Origin of the sequence: Pseudomonas siliginis (assembly GCF_024072275.1) — a bacterium.
Taxonomy (GTDB): domain Bacteria; phylum Pseudomonadota; class Gammaproteobacteria; order Pseudomonadales; family Pseudomonadaceae; genus Aquipseudomonas; species Aquipseudomonas siliginis.
Map to the genome: position 1 here is coordinate 1,412,904 of NZ_CP099598.1, position 20,209 is coordinate 1,433,112.

Consider the following 20,209-nt stretch of genomic DNA (forward strand, 5'->3'; position numbering starts at 1 on the left):
ATTTTCCCGCCCGGCCCCGTGGATCTCTATCCACTTCGAATCCGGGTTTTGCCAGCGAACCGCTGATGACGGTTTTGAGATTTTCAGGTGGGCAGACTGGCGGATCACGCCAGCGCGGCCCATACATTCGCAAAACAAAGCCCACGGCACGCCGTGGGCTTTATTGGCAGTCAGTCGGGCAAGGCCTTACTGAGGCGAAACTTCGGTTTTAGGTTTGCCGTTGTGCCACTCGTACACGACAAATTTGAAGTCCTTCAGGTCGCCTTTGTCGTCGAAGCTCAGGTCGCCGGTCGGGGTCTTGAACGAACCGGCGTGGATGGCTTCAGCCACTTTGGTCGCGTCTTCGGACTTGGCCGCCTTGATGCCTTCGGCAATCACGGTCACTGCCGAGTAGGACGGGAACACGAACGGACCGCTCGGATCTTCCTTCTTGGCCTTGAACGCGTCAGCCAGGGCAACGTTGGCCGGATCCTGGTCGAAGGATTTCGGCAGGGTCACCAGCAGGCCTTCGGACGCATCCTTGGCGATCTGGGTGATCGAGTCGTTACCCACGCCTTCCGGACCCATGAAGCGGGCTTTCAGGCCTTTTTCCTGAGCCTGACGCAGGATCAGGCCCAGCTCCGGGTGGTAGCCGCCGTAGTAGACGAAGTCGACGCCGGCTTGCTTGAGCTTGGCGATGATTGCGGAGAAGTCCTTGTCGCCAGCGTTGACGCCTTCGAAGACGGCAACCTTGGTGCCTTTCTTCTCAAGGGTCGATTTGACGGCGGTGGCAATGCCTTCACCGTACTGCTGTTTGTCGTGCAGCACGCCAACCACTTTCGGTTTCACGTGATCGGCGATGTAGTTGCCGGCGGCAGGGCCTTGGGCGCTGTCGAGACCGATGGTGCGGAAGATCATTTTGTAGCCACGGGCGGTGATGTCCGGGCTGGTGGCAGCCGGGGTGATCATGATCACGCCTTCGTCTTCGTAGATGTCCGAAGCGGGCTGAGTGGAGCTGGAGCACAGGTGACCGACCACGAACTTGACGCCGTCGTTGACGACCTTGTTCGCTACCGCTACCGCTTGTTTCGGATCGCAGGCATCGTCGTATTCAACGGCTTCGAGTTTCTTGCCGTCGACGCCGCCCTTGGCGTTGATCTGCTCGATGGCCATCTTCGCGCCACTGAACTGCATGTCGCCGTACTGGGCTACTGGACCGGTCTTAGGACCGGCGATACCGATTTTGATGGTGTCAGCTGCGAACGAATGGCTGGCAACCCCGGCCAGAACCATAGCGGCAAACAGTTTGGAAATCTGCTTAGTAGCCTTAGTCATAGTGCTCCACTCTTACTGTTGTATTTTTTAGAGTTCTGGCGCCGTAGCAGCAGAACCGGGTCAGATATCTTTGCGATACCCTCCGGAAAATGCCCCGGCAACTGTACCGGTACAGTGTAGAGCGCCGCTTGATCAACTGGGAAGCGGGCGCCACGGGGCAAAACTTGGGGGTGTCGCATTTTTGAATGAAAGAGACAGAATTGCGGCGGGGCAATCGGGGGCATATATCCCAAAAGGCAGCATTCCCTGGCGTTCCTGCTCTTTTCGTTCGGTGCAGCGATTTGCAACCGGGTTTTTCTGCCGGACCACCGACGTTATCATTCGCGTCGATTTCTTTTCCGGACAGCTCCCATGAATCAAGAACCTAGCACCCTCTATGCCAAGCTGCTTGGTGAAACGGCATCTATTACCTGGAAAGAGCTGGAGCCGTTCTTCGCCAAGGGTGCCCTATTGTGGGTCGACCCTGACCTGGATTTGATCGCCGCCGCCGAGGCCGTGGCCTCGGATGAAGGCGAGAAAGTCGCGGCCTGGCTGGCCGACGACAAGGTCGCCAAGCTGTCTGAAACGCGGGCGCTGGATTTTTTCGAACGTGATCCGCAGCTGTGGGCCGTGGTGGTTTCGCCGTGGATTCTGATCCAGGAAAGGGCGGCCGTTTAATTGTCTGCACCCTTTTGGTGCCTCGATTGCCGCACCGCAAGTGTGTAGCGGAGTAGCGTGATGGCACCTTGCCGTGGAGAAATGCCACGCCTCACGGTGACGTAAACGTAACGGGAACAGTTTATTGAGCGGCCTGAGGGTCGCTTAATTGTTTCTGGATGTTCGCAAAGCGGGAATTTGTCGGTGAAGTCGAGGGCGCCTTCGCGAGCAGGCTCGCTCCCACACTGGAATGCATTTCCCTGTGGGAGCGAGCCTGCTCGCGAATGGGGCAACTCGGTGCTGGATCAGACCGAGAACGTCTTCCCAGTATGGTTATTCAGCGAAATCACCTTGGTCTTGCCAATCCGGTGGCGGTAGATCTCGCGCAGGTACTTGATCGACTTCTTCACGCAATCACGCGACAGGCGGATGTCATTGATCGAGACGAACTTGTCCTTGTCGTTGATCAACTCACGGTATTTCTTTTCGTACATCGGTTTGATCGCGTACCAATTGGTATCGAGGATCTTCGCCGGGTTTTCGAATTCGTTGAGCAGGTCGTCGATCCGCTCTTCGTCGAAGTCTTCCTGAATGATGAAGTCGAGAATCGAGTTATCCAGCGTCTCGTCGAAACGGTACGGATTCTTCGCGAAGCAGCGCTTGATGAACGCCACGATCAGCGTGAGGAAGTCGTCCGACAGGCACGGGCTCTTGGCGATCAGGGTGGTCAGCGACAGGTTGGTCGAAGCGCCGATCACCAGCGCATAGCGCTTGAGCGTGGTGTTGGGGAACAGGCTGTTGAGGTGGGTCTTCAACCGGTTCAGATCCATGTACGACAGTTTGTAGTCTTTCGGCAGCGAGACGATCGAGACCACCGACGAGCAATTCTTGAAGAAGTGCAAATCGTGCAGCGCGGCGGCGTCGTAGCCGGAATTCTTGTACTGCTCAAGCGAAGCGCGATAACGCTTGGATTCGATCGGCAGCAGGCTGATGCCTTCGATGGCCTGAGTGACCTTGTTGAAGTGCGGCAGGTCGATCGAACGGAAGAACAGGTCGTCGATGTTCAGGCGCTGCGGCTCTTTATCGAAGACCTTGAACTTGTCGCTGCTCGGCGGCGGGGTTTCCGGTACCACCGATTCGGCGTAGGCAATCGCCACCGGCCCGGCCAGACTCATGAACAGGTCGTTGGCATCCAGGCGGATGGTTTCGCCGATGTCGATGCCGGCGCGGCGGAAGTAATTCTGGTCGTAGTCGGTGGTGACTGCCTGCGCCGTCAGAATATTGAAGATCTGCTGCGAGATGTACTGGTTGGCATGCTTCTCCATGGCATTGACATCAATGTTCTGGATGTTGCCGTCATCGCTTTCTTCGGCGTAACGCATGATGTCGTTGGAGATCAGCATCATCGCGTTCCACGGGCGGATACGCCCCATCACGCTGGCTTCGCTGCTGTCTTCGTTGGCGAAGTTGTAGGAGAAATCCCATTCCTCCGACAGGTATTTGCAGAGCAGGCGCCCGGCGTTGATATGCAGCGCCTCGGACATTTCGCTGCGGTGGTCGGAAATGTTCGGCAGCACGCAGATGCCGCTGGTGAAGATCGGCTCGAAGACAAACGAATGACCGCTCTTGCCGTCATGCTCGTCCATCGGCTTGGTGTCGAAGGTCTTGTTCATGTACGAGTGCTGCTGCGCCAGACCGAACTCCGAGGCCATGCCCGAACCGGTACCGCCGCCGGCACTGAAGATCGAGAAATACAGGCGCGACTGGTTGGCCTTGATTCCGCAGCTGTCGATCAGGTACGAGTGGATCATTTTCCAGTCGGGGCTGGAGAAGCGCTGGGTGTCCTTGTTGAGGATGATCTTCGCCAGATACTGGCCGAGGATCGGCGCGTTACCGGCGCCACCGGCGTGGACTTCGGACAAGTCCATGATCTTCATTTTGCTGTAGTCGCGCAGGAAGCCGCTTTTCTCGCCCTTGCGCGAAAAACGGATGCGCCCGGCGATGTCCTTGTCGAGGTCGCCAAGCATCACCAGCGGTTCGACCAGAAACACCGGTTTGGTCGATTTGCTGGTGCCGATGCGCAGATTGTTCTTGATCCACTGCGCTGGGCTGTAGCCCTTGTCGGCCAGGCGTCGGTCGCTCGGGCGGTCTTCGTTGTTGAATTCGTTGAGGTAGAACTTGCGCGCGTTGTACACCAGTTCCGCCACGTCGAGGGCGATGTTGGAGCCGCAGCGACCGAGGCCGATCAGGCACACCGAGGGAAATTCCTGGTCGTTGTGCTGCTCGTTGTCGCCTTCCTGATGCGCCGGGCGCGGGAATACCGAATCGCGCAGGCCGTCGAGGTTATCGAGGATGCGGTCGGTGTTGGTTTCGGTGAAGTACAGGTATTGCTGGGTCGACAGCGGGCGCGAAGGCGGCGTCGGCCTGGATGATGACGCGCTGTTCGCGGCGGGGCTCAGGGTCAGATCGGCTGTTGCACTGGCGGGGTTGTTTTTAGAGGTCATGGTGCGCCATTTACCTGGACTGGGTTGGCCCGCCGAACAGTGCCGGCGAACCTCACGGAATAAGATCTCGCGTCTTGTGTGCGCGAATACGGCCCGGGCGTCGTAGTGCTGGCTGGTCTGATCGCCGGGCGGAATCCTTTCCTGATCGTTGATGAATCGGCCATGATTCGGTGATCTTTAATCGAAAAGAGGCGAAATGATGTCAACGCTACCTTCGTTGGGGTTTGCCGGAATCGGCCTGATGGGCCTGCCGATGTGCCGGCGTCTGCTGGCGGCGGGTTACCCGCTGGCGGTGTGGAACCGCAACCCGGACAAGTGCGCACCGCTGGTTGCGGCCGGCGCCCGCCAGGTATCGAGCCCCGCCGAACTGTGCGCACACGCCGACATCGTTATGCTGTGCCTGGCCGATACCGCCGTGGTGCGTGAAGTGGTGTTTGGCACTGGCGGTGTTGCCGAAGGTGCGAAAAACGGCCAGCTATTGGTGGATTTCTCCAGTCTTGAACCGACCGCGACTCGCGAGATGGCCGCAGCGCTGGCCGAGAAAACCGCCATGGGCTGGCTCGATTCACCAGTGTCCGGCGGCGTGGTGGGCGCCGAGGCCGGCAGTCTGGCGATCATGGTTGGTGGTGCAGCGGCAGATCTTGAGCGCGTACGCCCGGTGCTGCTCAGCCTCGGTCAGCGCGTCACGCACATGGGCGGCGTTGGCGCCGGCCAGGTGACCAAGGCCTGCAACCAGATGATCGTCGCGTGCAATGCGCTGGTGATTGCCGAAGTGGTGGCGTTGGCCGAACAGGCCGGGGTCGATGCCAGCCTGATCGCCGAGGCGCTGGCCGGTGGCTTTGCTGATTCGAAGCCGTTGCAGATCCTTGCCCCGCAAATGGCCGAAAGCCGTTTCGAACCGGTCAAGTGGCACGTGCGCACGCTGCTCAAGGATCTCGACACAGCAGTGAAATTTTCCCGCGAGCAGGGCTCGGCGACGCCAATCAGCGGATTGGCCGCACAGTTGATGCGCCTGCATGGGGCGCAAGGCTTTTTAGCGAAGGATCCAGCGACGCTGGTGCAAATGTATCGCGCGCCAGACTCAACGGATTGACCCCGAGCACGGGTTTGCGCTGGTTGATTTCATCGAGCACCGCGCGCAATTCGTCCAGCGGCACCGGGCGGCTGAGCAGATAACCCTGAATGAAGTCGCAGCCCGAACGCTCGAGAAACTCATATTGCTCCAGGCTCTCGACGCCCTCGGTGACCACCTGCAGATGCAGGGTGTGGGCCATGACGATGATCGCCTGCACGATCTCCATGTCCGCCGTAGCGGTGGGAATGTCGAGGATGAACGAGCGGTCGATTTTCAGGGTGTTCAGCGGCAGGCGCTTGAGGTAGGCCAGCGACGAATAGCCGGTGCCGAAATCATCGATCGACAGCGACACACCGAGGGCGCGGATTTGCCGCAGCAGCACCAGAGTGTCGGCGATATTGCCCATCAAGGCGTTTTCGGTGACCTCCAGTTCCAGGCGTTCCGGGGCAACGCCCGCCGTGTGCAAGGCGTGCTCAATCTCCTCGGCCAGCTCTTCGCGCGCCAGATTCAGCGGCGAGCAGTTCCAGGCGATTTTCAATTCGGCACAACCATGCCGCGACAGCTCGCCAAGATCCTTGCAGGCGCGGCGCAGCACCCAATTGTCCAGTTCTGCGATCAAACCGTTGTTCTCGGCGATACCTATGAAGCGATCCGGTGTGAGCAAACCGTGAACCGGATGCTGCCAGCGAATCAGCGCCTCGAGCTTGGTCACGCGTCCGGTTTTCACTTCGAAGATCGGCTGGTAGTAGAGCATCAGCGCGTTGTCTTGCCGTAGCGCACTGCGCAGTTCTTCTTCCAGTTGCAGCTCGAAACTGGCGCGGGTCTTCAGGCTGGAATTGAAGAAGTGCAGACCGTTGCGCCCGGCGCCTTTGGATTGGTACAGGGCCAGGTCGGCGTGTTTGAGCAGCTCTTCGCAGGTAGTGCCGTCTTCGGGAAACAGGCTGATGCCGATGCTGGTGGTCATCACCATGCGCCGGCCGGCCAGTTCGATCGGCTCTTTCATCTTGTGCATGATGCGCTGCGCCATACCGCGCGCCTCTTCGCGGTCACGCAGGCTGATGAGGATGCAGAACTCGTCGCCGCCGAACCGCGCGACCACGTCTTCGTGGCTGCGCACCGAGCTTTTGATGTGCTGGGCGATGACTTTGAGCAGCGCGTCACCGGCATCATGGCCGAGGCTATCGTTGATGCGCTTGAAGTGGTCGATGTCGAGAAACATCACCGCGAGCATGCCGCCCTCGCTGGCTTTCTGGTTGAGTTTTTCGGCAAACATCTGGTTGAAACCACGGCGGTTGATCAGATTGGTCAGCGCGTCGTAATTGGCCGCTTGCTGCAGGGACATGCGCGCCTGATCGAGTTGGCTGAGCAGGGCGTTGACCCGGCGCAGGTCGTTTTCCTTGTTCTGCAGCTTCTTGTCGGCGAGGGCGGCGCTGATCGCACTGCCGAGGATCAACAGGATGATCAGCGCCACGGTCAGGCCAAGTTGCAAATGCCCGGTTTCACTGCCGCTCGCTGCCAGGGCACCTTCGGGAAGCACCAGATCCAGCGCAGCCATGCCGGTGAAGTGCATGCTGATGATGCCGGCGCCGAGAATCAGCGCCGCGCTGTACTTGAGCAATTGATGCGCGACCCCGCTGCCTTCGCTGAGATAGCGCGCCACCCAGAGCGCGGTGAAACTGGCGCCGATGGCAATCAGCACCGACAGCGCGAACAGCCCTGGCTGATAGTAGGCGGTGGCGCTCGACTTCATCGCGGCCATGCCGACGTAATGCATGCCAGCGATGCCCAAACCGATGACACACGCGGTCTTCAGGCAATGCAGCGCGCTCGGCTGCACCTCACTGAGGGTATGCATGGCCAGCCACGAGGCGAGCAGGGCGATCAGTAACGACAAGAGGGTGATGCCGAGGTCGTACTGAATATCGATGGGGGTCTGGAAGGCCAGCATGCCGATGAAGTGCATGGCCCAGATGCCGCCGGCCAGGCAGGTCGCGCCGATCCAGCGCCAGATCCGCCGCGACCCCGGATCTTCGGCATGCACCAGGCGCTCTGCCATGTCCAGGGTGGCGAAACTCGCCGCGCAGGCGACCAGATAGGCCACCATCACCAACAAAGGGTTGTGGCTGCAATCGAGGAGAATCTGCCCGCTCGCCGGCAGCTCGGCAACAAACTGCAAACCAAGCCACTCCATAGCATGCCCCGTCTCGGATTCATCTGGCCCGTGCGTCAATCAACGCAGGCGAATGGATGGAGTATAGAGGCGGTTTTCACGCTGCAAGGCGTAGTGGCACATTGGTGGTAATGATTTTGCCATTAGCCTCATAGCGATTTGCGCTAAGGCTCAGGCAATGCGCTCCAGCGGCAGATTATTCCAGTGTGGCGGCAAGGGGGGCAGGCCGTGGGCAGCGCGGGCCTTGTCGCAGTCCGGGTTGTGTTCGCCGTTCTCCCACGACGCCTCGAACTCGCGGCAGGTACTCGAGCGCTTGTCATAGATCGTGCAGGCCACGGCACTGCCGACCTCACCCGCCAGGGACATGCAACGCGCCGGTTTGCGATCGGTGCCGATCATTGCCACCCGGCTCGGGGTGATCTGCGCGACCAGTTCATCGGGCACCGTCCCGCCAGAGGATGAGCACTCACCCCAGAAAAAAGACACGCGAAAATGGGAACAGCAGGCACCGCAATTCAGACACGGACTGGCTTCGGACATGGGCGGGGGTATCAAAGGGATTGATCGGAAGATCCGGACGGATCCGGTGGCCATTCTAGGCTTTGCCATGGCGTTGGGAAGGGGGGTGTGAAACTATTTTTTTGTCGCCGGATTTTGCCGCGAAAGCCCCGTATGGCGCCGGATTCCAGACTTATCAAGGGCTTACGTTTCGTTACAGTGCGATGGGTCGATATCAGGCTGACGAATGATGACAGACAGCCCCCGCGCGGCTGACTAGATTGCAGGTTCCGGGCTCGACGCGCTGGCAGTGAAGCCCTCATAACAATAAAGAGACGGACCCATGCAGAACTCGACCCAAGCGGCGAATGCCTGGCGCATTCTGTTCCTGCTGTTCCTCGCCAACCTGTTCAATTTCTTCGATCGCACCATCCCGGCGATCATCATCGAACCGATCCGCATGGAATGGCACCTCAGCGACTTTCAGCTGGGCATCATCGGCACTGCGTTCACCATCGTTTACGCGATTGCCGGCCTGCCACTCGGGCGCATGGCCGACACCGGTTCACGCAGCAAACTGATGGGCTGGGGCCTGGCCACCTGGAGTGCGCTGACTGCGGTCAACGGTATGGTCGGCAGTTTCTGGAGCTTTTTGATCGTGCGCATGGGCATCGGCATCGGCGAAGCCAGTTATGCACCAGCGGCCAACTCGCTGATCGGCGATCTGTTTCCGGCGCACCGTCGGGCGCGGGCGATGGGTATTTTCATGCTTGGCCTGCCGCTGGGGCTGCTGCTGGCGTTCTTCACCATCGGCGCGATGGTCAAGGCCTTCGACAGCTGGCGCGCGCCGTTCTTCATCGCCGCCGTGCCGGGGCTGATCCTCGCGGTGTTCATGTTCTTCATCAAAGAGCCGAAACGCGGCGCGGCTGAAACCGTGCAGGTCTCGCAAGAGAAAGTCGACAAACCGATCCGCCGCGTTCTCGCTGTGCCGACCTTCCTGTGGCTGGTGATGGCCGGGCTGTGCTTCAACTTCGCGACCTATGCCTGCAACTCGTTTCTGGTGCCGATGCTGCAACGCTATTTCCTCATGCCGTTGCAGGAGGCGGCGGTGGCAACTGGTCTCATCGTTGGCGTGACGGGATTGGTCGGGCTGACCCTTGGCGGCTGGATCGCCGACAAGATCCATCAGCGTTTCGCCAGTGGGCGGCTGTTGTTCGCCGCGTTCAGTCTGATCATTTCGACGTTGTGCACAGCCTGGGCGCTGCATGCCGGGCGCATTGAGATCGGCGTGTTCGTCGCGGTGTTCAGCGTTGGCTGGCTGTTCGCGTACAACTTCTATACCTGCGTGTACACGGCAATTCAGGACGTCGTCGAACCGCGCCTGCGGGCCACGGCGATGGCGTTGTTCTTCGCCGGTCTGTATCTGCTCGGCGGCGGGTTGGGGCCGGTGGTCGTGGGTGGTCTGTCGGATCACTTCGCGCACACGGCGATGCTGGCGGCAGGGGCTGAGCAGATGACCGAAGCGTTCAAGGCTGTCGGCCTGCACGACGCTATGTACCTGATCCCGGTAGCGCTGTTCCTGACCATGGTCTTTCTGTTTCTGGCATCGCGGTGTTTTGTTCGCGATGCACAGCGGATGAAGGAGGGGTTGGTGGCGGTGGTTGAGCCTGAAATTTCTGCGGCGACTGCCTGACCGTTTTCGCGAGCAGGCTCGCTCCCACATGATCGTTCCCACGCAGAGCGTGGGAACGATCGGCCCGCATCACTGCGGGCCTCTTGGTTTTCAGCGGTGGAGCGGGGCGGTTAGCCCGCCACCAGCACCCGAATCGCTTCCAGGCGCAACGCCGCTTTGTCGAGCATCGCCAGACCTTGCTCACGCTGAGTGCGCAACGCCTCCAGTTCGCTGTCGCGCACGGTCGGGTTGACCGCTTGCAAGGCGGTCAGGCGCGCCAGTTCTTCGTCGGTGTCGGCGGCCAGACGACGGCGCGCTTCGGCCACACGTTCGGCGTGACGCGGGGCGATCTTTTCTTCGCCGGCATTGATCCGTGGCGTCAACTGATCGCGTTGAGCCTGGATGAACTTGTTGGCGCTGGCGCGGGGCACGCTTTCCAGCTGATCGTTGAGGGTTTCGAACGACACCCGTGGCGACAAGTCGTTGCCATTGGCATCGAGCAGGCAACGCAGCGCCGCCGGTGGCAGGTAGCGACCCAGTTGCAGCGAGCGCGGTGCGACCACTTCGCTGACGTAGAGCAATTCCAGCAACACGGTGCCTGGTTTCAGCGCCTTGTTCTTGATCAGCGCTACGGCGGTGTTGCCCATCGAACCGGACAGCACCAGATCCATGCCGCCCTGCACCATCGGGTGTTCCCAGGTGATGAACTGCATGTCTTCGCGCGACAGCGCCTGGTTGCGGTCGTAAGTGATGGTCACGCCTTCGTCGTCGCCGAGCGGGAAACTGGCGTCGAGCATCTTCTCGCTCGGCTTGAGGATCAGGGCGTTTTCCGAATGGTCTTCGCTGTCGATGCCGAACGCGTCGAACAGGGTTTCCATGTAGATCGGCAGGGCGAACTGATCGTCCTGCTCGAGAATCGCCTCGACCAGCGCTTCACCTTCGCCAGCGCCGCCGGAATTCAATTCCAGCAGACGGTCGCGACCGGTGTGCAGCTCGGCTTCGAGACGCTCACGCTCGGCGCGTGCTTCGTCGATCAGCGCTTGCCACTCGCCGTCATCGGCTTCTTCGAGCAGCGGCAGCAGGCGTGGGCCGAACTGATGCTGCAAGGCGTTGCCGGTCGGGCAGGTGTTGAGGAAGGCGTTGAGCGCTTCGTGGTACCACTGGAACAGGCGCTCTTGCGGGCTGGTTTCCAGGTACGGCACGTGCAGTTCGATGATGTGCTTCTGGCCGATCCGGTCGAGACGGCCGATGCGCTGCTCGAGCAGGTCCGGGTGCGACGGCAGATCGAACAGCACCAGATGGTGAGCGAACTGGAAGTTGCGACCTTCACTGCCGATTTCCGAGCAGATCAGCACTTGCGCGCCGAACTCTTCATCAGCGAAGTAGGCGGCGGCGCGGTCACGCTCAAGGATGTTCATGCCTTCGTGGAACACCGTGGCCGGGATGCCGGAACGCACGCGCAACGCGTCTTCCAGGTCCATCGCGGTTTCGGCGTGGGCGCAGATCACCAGCACCTTGGTGCGCTTGAGCATTTTCAGCTGATCGATCAGCCACTCCACGCGCGGGTCGAATTTCCACCAGCGCTCTTCTTCACTGGCTTCCGGCTGGGCCTGGAAGCTGACTTCCGGGTACAGCTCGGCATGTTCGCCCAGCGGCAGTTCGAGGTATTCGTCCGGGCACGGCAACGGGTACGGATGCAGTTTGCGCTCCGGGAAACCCTGCACGGCCGCGCGGGTATTACGGAACAGCACGCGACCGGTGCCGTGGCGATCGAGCAGCTCACGGACGAGGCGGGCGCTGGCTTCAGTGTCGCCATCGTTGACGGCGGTGAGCAGGGCTTCACCTTCGTTGCCGAGGAAACCGTGAATGGTCTTGTGCGCTTCGGCCGAGAGACGGCCCTTGTCGAGCAGTTCCTGCACGGCTTCGGCGACCGGGCGATAGTTGTCGCTCTCGGCGCGGAACGCGGCCAGGTCGTGGAAACGATTCGGGTCGAGCAGGCGCAGACGGGCGAAGTGGCTGTCCTGACCGAGTTGTTCCGGGGTGGCGGTGAGCAGCAGCACGCCGGGAATCACTTCGGCCAGTTGCTCGACCAGCGAATATTCCGCGCTGGCCTTGTCTTCATGCCAGACCAGGTGATGCGCTTCGTCCACCACCATCAGGTCCCAACCGGCAGCGAACAAGGCGTCCTGCGCCTTCTCGTCGTCGACCAGCCACTCCAGCGCGACCAGCGCCAGTTGCGTGTCTTCGAACGGGTTGGTGGCATCGCTTTCGATAAAGCGTTCTTCGTCGAACAGCGCGACCTGCAGATTGAAACGGCGGCGCATCTCCACCAGCCACTGATGCTGGAGGTTTTCCGGGACCAGAATCAGCACGCGATTGGCGCGGCCCGAGAGCAGTTGGCGATGGATCACCAGACCGGCCTCGATGGTTTTACCCAGACCTACTTCGTCCGCCAGCAATACGCGCGGGGCGATACGGTCGGCGACTTCGCGGGCGATGTGCAGCTGGTGCGCGATCGGTTGCGCACGCACGCCACCCAGGCCCCACAGCGAGGACTGCAACTGGCGGCTGGTGTGTTCAAGGGTGTTGTAGCGCAGGGAGAACCACGGCAGCGGGTCGATCTGGCCGGCGAACAGACGGTCGCTGGCCAGACGGAACTGAATGAAGTTCGACAGCTGGGTTTCCGGCAGGGTGACGACTTCGTTCTGCCCGTTGAGGCCGTGATAGACCATCAGCCCGTCGACGTCGTCGACCTGCTGCACGGTCATCTTCCAGCCTTCGAAATGGGTGATGGAGTCGCCCGGCGAGAACCGCACGCGGGTCAGGGGCGCATTCCGTAGCGCGTACTGGCGGGTTTCGCCAGTGGCCGGGTAAAGCACGGTCAGCAAGCGGCCGTCCTGTGCCAGAACGGTGCCTAAACCAAGCTCTGCTTCGCTGTCACTGATCCAGCGTTGCCCCGGTTGATACTGCTGCGCCATGCTGCCTGACTCCCACCTTGAAAAAGCGGGCTATCTTAACGGAATGAGGGCTTCAGGGCCAAAGATTACTGGCGTAGGAGCTGCCGAAGGCTGCGATCTTTTGATCTTTGAGAACCCTTCAGGTTTGAGCTGTCTGATAAGGATCGCAGCCTGCGGCAGCTCCTACAGGTGCGAGGTGCATCACACAATTGCGACAGGCGGCTCAAGGCGCCTGCACCCCAGCCGATAGCCTGCAGACAGGAGACCTTTATATGTTGCCACCGATGCTCCCCTTGAGCGCCGTGCCGATCACTTCCCAGCAGGATCCGATCCGCCAGCGGCCGGACATCCCGCCAGTGGTGCCGGTGCAGGAAAGCTCCAACGAAAGCACGATCGATCTGCAGAAGCGTGATCCGGAAGAGGATCGTCTGCTCGCGCGCGAAGAACAGCGTCGTCAACAAGAACGTGACCGCCGACGTCGCGAGGCCGATGAAGATCCCGAAGAGCATCTGGCGGTGCCCGGCACTGAGCTCAATGCCGATAACACCGTGCCGGTGGTGCCGCTGATAGACGATCAGCCGCGTCAGGGCTTGTGGGTTGATATCGAGATTTGAGCAGCGACTGGTCAGCGCCTGCGCCAAGCGGCATGATTGGCGCAATCCTGTCGGTGACGGCAGCTGTGATCTCTTCTGCGATGTGCCGGACGCCATGAGCCAAGACGACAAACTGATCGACCTCAGCACTGAACGCGCCAAGCGAGTGCATGACCTCAACGAAAAGCGCCTGAACGAAGTGCGCCAGGCTTTCGAGCAGGCGATGCCGTTGGGAAAAGCCAAGAAAAAGTCGAAGAACAAGCCGAAAAAGCGTTGATCTCCCGCTGCATTGGTTGATGCAGATCAGTTATTTCCCCTCCTTTATTTCCCTTCGTTGCGGATATTGATCCTGGTCAATATGTGCGCCTGTGTGTTTGTTAATTTGAATCCATCGCAGCAAAGCAAAGCAAAGCAGGGCCGGGAGGTCAGTCATGTTTTTCGATAACGTGGTGTTTGCCGGGGTTCTCACGGTGGGGCTCATGGTGCTGTTTTTTGCAGGGTTTGGATTTTTTATCTGGAAGGATGCGCATAAGCGGCGCAAGTGAGTTCTTCTGGATTGATGGGCACGCAAGGCATTTTGGGGCGACTTCGGTTGCCCCTTTTTTTTGTGCCTTGGCGGCCTTTGGGCCGACCAGGCTGTTGGGGGTTTGGGTGAATATCCGTTGCTTCGGTAGCGGCTGCTGGCGGTTTCGCCTGACGGCGACTTACTTTTTTACAAACGCCTAAAAAAGTAAGCAAAAAACGCTAGCTCCTGCGTTCGGCCCTCGCAGGCTCGGGTCCCTTCGCTCCGGGACTGATCCGGGCGCAGCGGCTCCGGTTTGCTTCGCTGCACCTCCTTCCGCTGTGTCTGGCTGCGCCAGACGGTCGCTGCGCTCCCACGCCCGGATCAATCCCTCCACTCAGCCTTCCGACGTCGCCCGTAGATCAAAAGCACTCGAGCTTGCGCTCATTGTTGAGTGGTTAGAAGCGTCGCATGGCTTGAGATTTTCGGTGGATTCGCCCCTCACCCCAGCCCTCTCCCGAGGGAGAGGGAGCCGATTTTTGCGGTGTTCAAAACCTGCATTCGACTCGGTATCGCAAGTCGGCGTGTTTCGCCCAAACACCTCGGTCAGTCCCCTCTCCCTCTGGGAGAGGGCTAGGGTGAGGGGCTCTTGATCTGGCTTTGGCTTTTGCTTTTGATCTTTTGCCCCTTCGGCAGGCTTCGTTACGGGATCGATCCGGGGGTGGGAGCGTAGCGACCGTACGACGCAGTCGTACACAGCGAGTGTAGGTGCAGCGAAGCCAACCGGAGCCGCTGCGCCCGGATCGGTCCCGTAACGAAGGTACCCCGAGCTCCAGCGAGCGGGCCGTACGCCGGGGCAAAGCCTTTTGGGTTACCTTTTCGGCGTTTGGAAAAGGTGACTCGCTGTAAGAGCGAAACCGCCAGCGGCAGCACCCGCAGCAACGGATATGCCCCCAATCCAAAAAACAAAAAAGGCGCGATTCCAAAGAATCGCGCCTCCTTCACAAGCAACAATCGATCAACTACCCAAAGCCTTCGAAGCCAACCAGAACAACCCGGCCGACAGCGCCACGGTCGCTGGCAAGGTCAACACCCAGGCCAGCAGAATAGTCTTGACCGTGCCACCCTGCAGGCCGCTCTTGTTGGCAACCATGGTCCCGGCCACACCCGAAGACAACACATGAGTGGTCGACACTGGCAGGCTGAAGATGTTGGCCATGCCGATCAAACTGGCGGTGGTGATCTGCGCCGACATGCCCTGGGAATAGGTCATGCCCTGCTTGCCGATCTTCTCGCCAATGGTCAGCACCACACGTTTCCAGCCGACCATGGTGCCCAGGCCCAGTGCCAGGGCGACCGCCAGGATCACCCAGAACGGCGCGTATTCGGTGGTGGTGGTCAGGTCTTTGCGCAGCTTGTCGAGGTCAGCTTTTTCACGAGCTTCCAGGCCAGGCAATTTGCCGACTTTCTTGGCCGTGTCGTCCAGGCATAGCAGGTAGCGACGCACTTCGATGCGGCTGTCCGACGACAGCGAATGGTAGTCCGCTACACCTTTGAGGGTATGCAGCAGGGCGGTGATGGTCGGTTCGGTCTGCTGCGGGTTGCAGCGGAACTTCTCCGGCAGGTCGCCTTCCACGCTCTTGCCCAGGGCCAGGAACTCACCCAGCGAATCGGCGTTGCGCTGGTAGAACTGGCTCAGGTGCAGGGTCGCGTCGCGGGTGCGTTCGATCTGGTAGGTGGTGCTGTTCAGATCGAGTACGAACTGCGCCGGGACGATACCGATCAGCACCAGCATGATCAGGCCGATGCCTTTCTGGCCGTCGTTGGAACCGTGCACGAAGCTCACGGCCATGGCCGAGATCACCAGGACCAGACGGTTCCAGAACGGCGGGTGCTTTTTGTCGTCGATCTTGCGGCGCTGTTCCGGCGTCTTGTGCATCTTCGACAGCGGGCGCCACCATTTCAGGCCGATCAGCACCAGCGCGGCGATGAGGAAGCCGGCCATCGGCGAGAACACCAGCGAGGCGCCGATGTCGATCGCTTTCTGCCAGTTCACGCCATCTCTCAACGGAATGTCGTTGATCAGCGCGTTGGCCAGACCGACGCCGAGGATCGAGCCGATCAGGGTATGCGAGCTGGAAGCCGGGATACCGAAGTACCAGGTGCCCAAATTCCAGGCGATTGCCGCGGCGAGCAACGAGAACACCATCGCCAGGCCATGGCCGGTGTTCACATTGATCAGCAGTTCAACCGGCAGCAGGTGGACGATGGCATAAGCCACGCCAACGCCGCCCAGCAGCACGCCGAGGAAATTGAACACACCGGAAAAGAACACCGCCAGGTGTGGCGGCATGGCTTTGGTGTAGATAACAGTGGCTACCGCGTTAGCGGTGTCATGAAATCCATTGATGAACTCGAAGGCGAGGACAAACGTCAGGGCGAGCAAGAGGCTCACAAGCACCCAAGCATCCAGTCCGCTGAATAAATCGATCATGAAGGTTTTCTGACCCGGTCGTAAGGGGGCGCGATTATGCCAGAAAAGACAGGAAATCGATGCCCCGTCTGCTCACTGGTCACACCCTTCTTCGATTTAATTTGTTGCAGGGCGTGAAAACCAAGCAGCACGCAGGGTTTTTCAACTACTTGATTTTATTGAATAAACTATATTTTCGAGCCGTTTTTTCAGACATCGCAAAGGCTCAAACGCTTGTCTGAAATATCTCTGAAACCTGTGGGACGCTCGTTCATAAGCCGTAGAACAGCGATGCAGCCGCTGCCCGCGGTTAGCGGGCGCGCGAGGTGTCGTCTTCCACCGCGCTGTGGCTCAGGCGGACGCCGACTTTCGAATGCTCAACCGCCGTGGCTCATGGCTCTTCGGCTTTGAGTTCCTTTTCGATCTTTTCGATTTCCTGCTTGAACACCTGATCCTGAACAGTAGGGCGCTTGCGCCATGCCTTGCGTTCCGGTTCCGGCTGAGCGGCGTAGGTGGTGACTTCCCCGCCGTAAACTTCCTTGTAACGTTGTTCCTGGCGCTCTAGTTCCGCGCGCAGTTCGTCTTTCGTCACGGTGCTACCTGTATGAGTTGAATTGAATATCCGGTGAAACACACTGCAACGAGTCAATTGAGCGAACCCGCCAGTCATCCACAGCCCGATCAGGCGCGGAGACATTGCAGAGGCGATCAAGACTTCCGTGTTACAGGCGGCTACGGCACCAGATAAAAACTGACGCAGCATCAGTTTCCTGTTTCAGCGAGCGCTGGCGTTGCATGTGTGATGGGCGCCGGGCGCTGGCCGGAGCTGAGACGAAGGACCTCGTTTCAGCAAGTCGCGGGCTTTTGATTAAAGCGCCGCGACTAGGGTGCATTATAGCGGCCGATTCGGGAATGACTATCTTTGCCAAGTTAAAAACGGTTCTGAATGTGTGAGGGTTTTGTTACCGGCAACTTTTACCGCTAGTTAAGTGTAAAGACCGCGTTATAGAACAGGCGTTCTGTTTTTGGCGCCATTAACTGGAACAACTAAGTTGCGAGCAGAATCGCTAAAGCTGCCTCAAGGATGAAGAGGAGGGCGGGCGGCTGGATTGCGATTATCGGTCGGCGGTTCGATAATCGCCCAATGTTGGCGCCGCGATGCTTGTGCATCGCGCGGCGAGCCGTTTGACTAGGCATCGATGCGTGCCGGACAAGGACAAGAAATGAACGATCAAATGCGCAACTCCTTCACGTCGGTGGCGCCGCCCATCGTCGCTTCGCCGGCCAAGCGCATTCAGGCGCTGACCGGTGATCCGGATTTCATGACGTCCCTGGCCCGTGGTCTGGCGGTGGTGCAGGCGTTTCAGGAGCGTAAACGCCACCTGACCATCGCGCAGATCAGTCATCGCACGGAAATTCCCCGCGCCGCCGTGCGCCGTTGCCTGCACACGCTGATCAAACTCGGCTACGCCACCACCGACGGGCGCACCTATTCGCTGCTGCCGAAAGTGCTGACCCTCGGCCACGCCTATCTGTCCTCAACCCCGCTGGCCGTTTCCGCACAGCCGTATCTCGACCGTATGAGCGAGCAATTGCACGAAGCCTGCAACATGGCGACGCTGGAGGGCGATGACATTCTCTATATCGCGCGTTCGGCGACCACTCAGCGATTGATCTCGGTCGACCTTTCCGTCGGTGGGCGGTTGCCGGCGTATTGCACGTCGATGGGGCGGATTCTGCTAGCGGCACTGGATGACACCTCCCTGGGCGAATACCTCGACCACGCCGAACTGGTGGCCAAGACCAGCCGCACCATTCATACGCCCGACGCGTTGCTTGAATGTTTGCAACAGGTGCGGCAGCAGGGCTGGTGCATTGTCGATCAGGAACTGGAACAGGGTCTGCGTTCGATCGCTGTGCCGGTGTACGACGCCTCCGGGCAAGTGGTCGCCGCGCTGAATGTCAGCACCCACGCCGGGCGAGTCAGTCGCGCCGAGCTGGAGCAGCGCTTCTTGCCCGGCCTGCTCAGCGCCAGCCGCGACCTCAGTGCGCAGTTGTTCGCCTGAGGAAGCTGTTCGATAAACGCACAGTGTTGCGTTTATCGAATTGACGCTAAAACCCTCGGATCATTAATGTCGCGGCAGCGTCATCCGGCGCTGATGTGAATGAGCTCGCCGGACTGTCGACCCCATAATAATGACAAGAGGCAACTCACCATGCGCTCGCTCCCCGACTGTCTGTATCCCGCCCGTTGTTGCCGGGTTCACCGCAACGCCTGATAACAACCTTCTATTCTTGTGACCGTGCCTTCCTTTGGCCGGCCGCCGTTCGACTGCGTTTTTTGCGTGGAATAAAAATAATGAACCAGCCTCAGTCCGCTGTGGGTAACTGCCTCGATGTGCAGACCTTTATCAACGCCCAACCGATCTCGCGCTACCAGTGGCGAGTGGTGATCCTGTGTTTCCTGATCGTATTTCTCGACGGCCTCGACACCGCCGCCATGGGCTTCATCGCCCCGGCGCTGTCGCAAGACTGGGGCATTGATCGCGCCAGCCTCGGCCCGGTGATGAGTGCCGCGCTGATCGGCATGGTCTTCGGCGCGCTCGGCTCCGGCCCTTTGGCTGACCGCTTCGGGCGAAAAGTCGTACTCGTCGGTGCGGTGATACTGTTCGGCGGCTTCAGCCTGGCCTCGGCTTACAGCACCAACGTTGAACAACTGCTGGTGTTGCGCTTCCTCACCGGCCTCGGTCTCGGCGCGGGCATGCCCAACGCCACGACGCTGCTCTCGGAATACACCCCGGAGCGCAAGAAGTCGCTGCTGGTGACCAGCATGTTCTGCGGTTTCAACCTCGGCATGGCCGGCGGCGGTTTCATCTCGGCAAAACTGATCCCGGCGTTCGGCTGGCACGCGCTGCTGATGATCGGCGGGATCCTGCCGCTGATCCTCGCGGTGGTATTGGTGTTCTGGCTGCCGGAGTCGGCGCGCTACCTGGTGGTACGCAACCGCGGCACCGACAAAGTTCGCAAGACCTTGGCACCGATCGATCCAATTACCGTCGCCCAGGCTGCGAGCTTCAGCGTGCCGGAACAGAAAACCGTCAAGGCGCGCAATGTCTTCGCGGTGATCTTCTCCGGCACTTACAGCACCGGCACGCTGCTGTTGTGGCTGACCTATTTCATGGGCCTGGTGATCGTATACCTGCTGACCAGTTGGCTGCCGACGCTGATGCGCGACAGCGGTGCGAGCATGGAACAGGCCGCGTTCATCGGCGCGTTGTTCCAGTTTGGCGGCGTGTTGAGCGCGGTCGGGGTGGGCTGGGCGATGGACCGCTTCAATCCGCACAAGGTCATCGGCATTTTCTACCTGCTGGCCGGGGTGTTTGCCTACGCCGTGGGGCAGAGCCTGGGCAACATCACTTTGCTGGCGACGCTGGTACTGGTGGCGGGCATGTGCGTTAACGGCGCGCAATCGGCGATGCCGTCATTGGCAGCGCGCTTCTACCCGACCCAGGGCCGTGCGACCGGGGTGTCGTGGATGCTCGGCATCGGCCGCTTCGGCGCGATTCTTGGCGCGTGGATGGGCGCAACCTTGCTCGGCCTGGGCTGGAATTTCGAGCAAGTGCTGACCGCGCTGGTGATCCCGGCGGGGTTGGCGACGGCGGCGGTGTTGATCAAGGGCATGGTCAGTCATGCGGATGCGACCTGAATCGGGCGCAGATCGTTATTGAACAGGCTGGCCCCTTCGCGAGCAGGCTCGCTCCCACATTCTGGAATGCATTCCAAGGTGGGAGCGAGCCTGCTCGCGAAGCTTTTGA

The 20,209-nt window shown here is 60.1% G+C and carries 15 protein-coding genes; 8 read left to right on the forward strand and 7 right to left on the reverse strand.

The window, feature by feature from the left end; all coding sequences use genetic code 11:
• Positions 1-186: 186 nt before the first annotated feature.
• A complete protein-coding gene (locus NF676_RS06740) occupies positions 187-1,314 on the reverse strand; it encodes a branched-chain amino acid ABC transporter substrate-binding protein (RefSeq protein WP_016771354.1) in 1,128 nt (375 codons plus the stop codon).
• 351 nt (positions 1,315-1,665) lie between these two features.
• Here NF676_RS06740 and NF676_RS06745 point away from each other — a divergent pair, with 351 nt between their 5' ends.
• Positions 1,666-1,971, forward strand: a complete 306-nt coding sequence (locus tag NF676_RS06745) for a DUF2288 domain-containing protein (protein WP_252887419.1) — start codon at positions 1,666-1,668, stop codon at positions 1,969-1,971.
• 284 nt (positions 1,972-2,255) lie between these two features.
• Here the strand turns inward: NF676_RS06745 and NF676_RS06750 are convergent, their stop codons facing one another.
• Positions 2,256-4,454 (reverse strand): hypothetical protein, encoded by a 2,199-nt coding sequence (locus NF676_RS06750; protein ID WP_252887420.1) that lies wholly within the window; start codon positions 4,452-4,454, stop codon positions 2,256-2,258.
• A gap of 196 nt (positions 4,455-4,650) precedes the next feature.
• Here NF676_RS06750 and NF676_RS06755 point away from each other — a divergent pair, with 196 nt between their 5' ends.
• Entirely contained in the window at positions 4,651-5,547 is an 897-nt protein-coding gene (locus NF676_RS06755) for an NAD(P)-dependent oxidoreductase (protein ID WP_252887421.1), read from the forward strand.
• Here the strand turns inward: NF676_RS06755 and NF676_RS06760 are convergent.
• Together NF676_RS06760 and NF676_RS06765 are read right to left on the reverse strand one after the other, a co-directional pair.
• A complete protein-coding gene (locus NF676_RS06760; RefSeq protein ID WP_252887422.1) occupies positions 5,438-7,720 on the reverse strand; it encodes a putative bifunctional diguanylate cyclase/phosphodiesterase in 2,283 nt (760 codons plus the stop codon). The two genes, NF676_RS06755 and NF676_RS06760, sit on opposite strands and share 110 nt — an antisense overlap.
• A 150-nt stretch (positions 7,721-7,870) precedes the next feature.
• The gene (locus NF676_RS06765) at positions 7,871-8,239 is read right to left on the reverse strand and encodes a YkgJ family cysteine cluster protein (RefSeq protein ID WP_252877612.1); all 369 of its coding nucleotides are present in this window, start codon (positions 8,237-8,239) and stop codon (positions 7,871-7,873) included.
• A gap of 301 nt (positions 8,240-8,540) precedes the next feature.
• Here NF676_RS06765 and NF676_RS06770 point away from each other — a divergent pair, with 301 nt between their 5' ends.
• Positions 8,541-9,890, forward strand: coding sequence for a spinster family MFS transporter (locus tag NF676_RS06770; RefSeq protein ID WP_217864180.1), 1,350 nt, complete (start codon positions 8,541-8,543; stop codon positions 9,888-9,890).
• 110 nt (positions 9,891-10,000) lie between these two features.
• Here the strand turns inward: NF676_RS06770 and rapA are convergent, their stop codons facing one another.
• Positions 10,001-12,847 (reverse strand): RNA polymerase-associated protein RapA, encoded by a 2,847-nt coding sequence (gene rapA, locus NF676_RS06775; RefSeq protein WP_041478023.1) that lies wholly within the window; start codon positions 12,845-12,847, stop codon positions 10,001-10,003.
• A gap of 251 nt (positions 12,848-13,098) precedes the next feature.
• Between rapA and NF676_RS06780 the strand changes: the two genes are divergently transcribed.
• The 3 genes from NF676_RS06780 (at position 13,099) to ccoM (ending at position 13,964) form a co-directional block, all read left to right on the forward strand.
• A complete protein-coding gene (locus NF676_RS06780) occupies positions 13,099-13,440 on the forward strand; it encodes a hypothetical protein (protein WP_024011931.1) in 342 nt (113 codons plus the stop codon).
• 94 nt (positions 13,441-13,534) lie between these two features.
• Positions 13,535-13,696: a hypothetical protein gene (locus NF676_RS06785; protein WP_016771347.1), complete on the forward strand. Its 162-nt coding sequence runs from the start codon at positions 13,535-13,537 to the stop codon at positions 13,694-13,696.
• A 154-nt stretch (positions 13,697-13,850) separates the two neighbouring features.
• Positions 13,851-13,964 (forward strand): cytochrome c oxidase subunit CcoM, encoded by a 114-nt coding sequence (gene ccoM / locus NF676_RS27560; RefSeq protein ID WP_016771346.1) that lies wholly within the window; start codon positions 13,851-13,853, stop codon positions 13,962-13,964.
• A gap of 975 nt (positions 13,965-14,939) precedes the next feature.
• On the opposite strand, the gene NF676_RS06790 is transcribed toward ccoM, so the two are convergent.
• A complete protein-coding gene (locus tag NF676_RS06790; RefSeq protein ID WP_016771345.1) occupies positions 14,940-16,415 on the reverse strand; it encodes an inorganic phosphate transporter in 1,476 nt (491 codons plus the stop codon).
• A gap of 370 nt (positions 16,416-16,785) precedes the next feature.
• Positions 16,786-16,986, reverse strand: coding sequence for a hypothetical protein (locus tag NF676_RS06795; RefSeq protein WP_008080067.1), 201 nt, complete (start codon positions 16,984-16,986; stop codon positions 16,786-16,788).
• Between the two features lie 631 nt (positions 16,987-17,617).
• On the opposite strand from NF676_RS06795, the gene pcaR reads away from it, so the two are divergent.
• Together pcaR and pcaK are read left to right on the forward strand one after the other, a co-directional pair.
• Positions 17,618-18,460, forward strand: a complete 843-nt coding sequence (gene pcaR / locus NF676_RS06800; protein ID WP_016771343.1) for a pca regulon transcriptional regulator PcaR — start codon at positions 17,618-17,620, stop codon at positions 18,458-18,460.
• Between the two features lie 293 nt (positions 18,461-18,753).
• Positions 18,754-20,100, forward strand: coding sequence for a 4-hydroxybenzoate transporter PcaK (gene pcaK / locus NF676_RS06805; RefSeq protein ID WP_041478919.1), 1,347 nt, complete (start codon positions 18,754-18,756; stop codon positions 20,098-20,100).
• Positions 20,101-20,209: the final 109 nt, after the last annotated feature.

What these genes read in the sequence shown, in the direction of transcription:
- NF676_RS06740 (WP_016771354.1), bottom strand. Translation starts at nt 1,314, where the DNA reads ATGACTAAGGCTACTAAGCAGATTTCCAAACTGTTTGCCGCTATGGTT.
- NF676_RS06745 (WP_252887419.1), top strand. Translation starts at nt 1,666, where the DNA reads ATGAATCAAGAACCTAGCACCCTCTATGCCAAGCTGCTTGGTGAAACG.
- NF676_RS06750 (WP_252887420.1), bottom strand. Translation starts at nt 4,454, where the DNA reads ATGACCTCTAAAAACAACCCCGCCAGTGCAACAGCCGATCTGACCCTG.
- NF676_RS06755 (WP_252887421.1), top strand. Translation starts at nt 4,651, where the DNA reads ATGATGTCAACGCTACCTTCGTTGGGGTTTGCCGGAATCGGCCTGATG.
- NF676_RS06760 (WP_252887422.1), bottom strand. Translation starts at nt 7,720, where the DNA reads ATGGAGTGGCTTGGTTTGCAGTTTGTTGCCGAGCTGCCGGCGAGCGGG.
- NF676_RS06765 (WP_252877612.1), bottom strand. Translation starts at nt 8,239, where the DNA reads ATGTCCGAAGCCAGTCCGTGTCTGAATTGCGGTGCCTGCTGTTCCCAT.
- NF676_RS06770 (WP_217864180.1), top strand. Translation starts at nt 8,541, where the DNA reads ATGCAGAACTCGACCCAAGCGGCGAATGCCTGGCGCATTCTGTTCCTG.
- rapA (WP_041478023.1), bottom strand. Translation starts at nt 12,847, where the DNA reads ATGGCGCAGCAGTATCAACCGGGGCAACGCTGGATCAGTGACAGCGAA.
- NF676_RS06780 (WP_024011931.1), top strand. Translation starts at nt 13,099, where the DNA reads ATGTTGCCACCGATGCTCCCCTTGAGCGCCGTGCCGATCACTTCCCAG.
- NF676_RS06785 (WP_016771347.1), top strand. Translation starts at nt 13,535, where the DNA reads ATGAGCCAAGACGACAAACTGATCGACCTCAGCACTGAACGCGCCAAG.
- ccoM (WP_016771346.1), top strand. Translation starts at nt 13,851, where the DNA reads ATGTTTTTCGATAACGTGGTGTTTGCCGGGGTTCTCACGGTGGGGCTC.
- NF676_RS06790 (WP_016771345.1), bottom strand. Translation starts at nt 16,415, where the DNA reads ATGATCGATTTATTCAGCGGACTGGATGCTTGGGTGCTTGTGAGCCTC.
- pcaR (WP_016771343.1), top strand. Translation starts at nt 17,618, where the DNA reads ATGAACGATCAAATGCGCAACTCCTTCACGTCGGTGGCGCCGCCCATC.
- pcaK (WP_041478919.1), top strand. Translation starts at nt 18,754, where the DNA reads ATGAACCAGCCTCAGTCCGCTGTGGGTAACTGCCTCGATGTGCAGACC.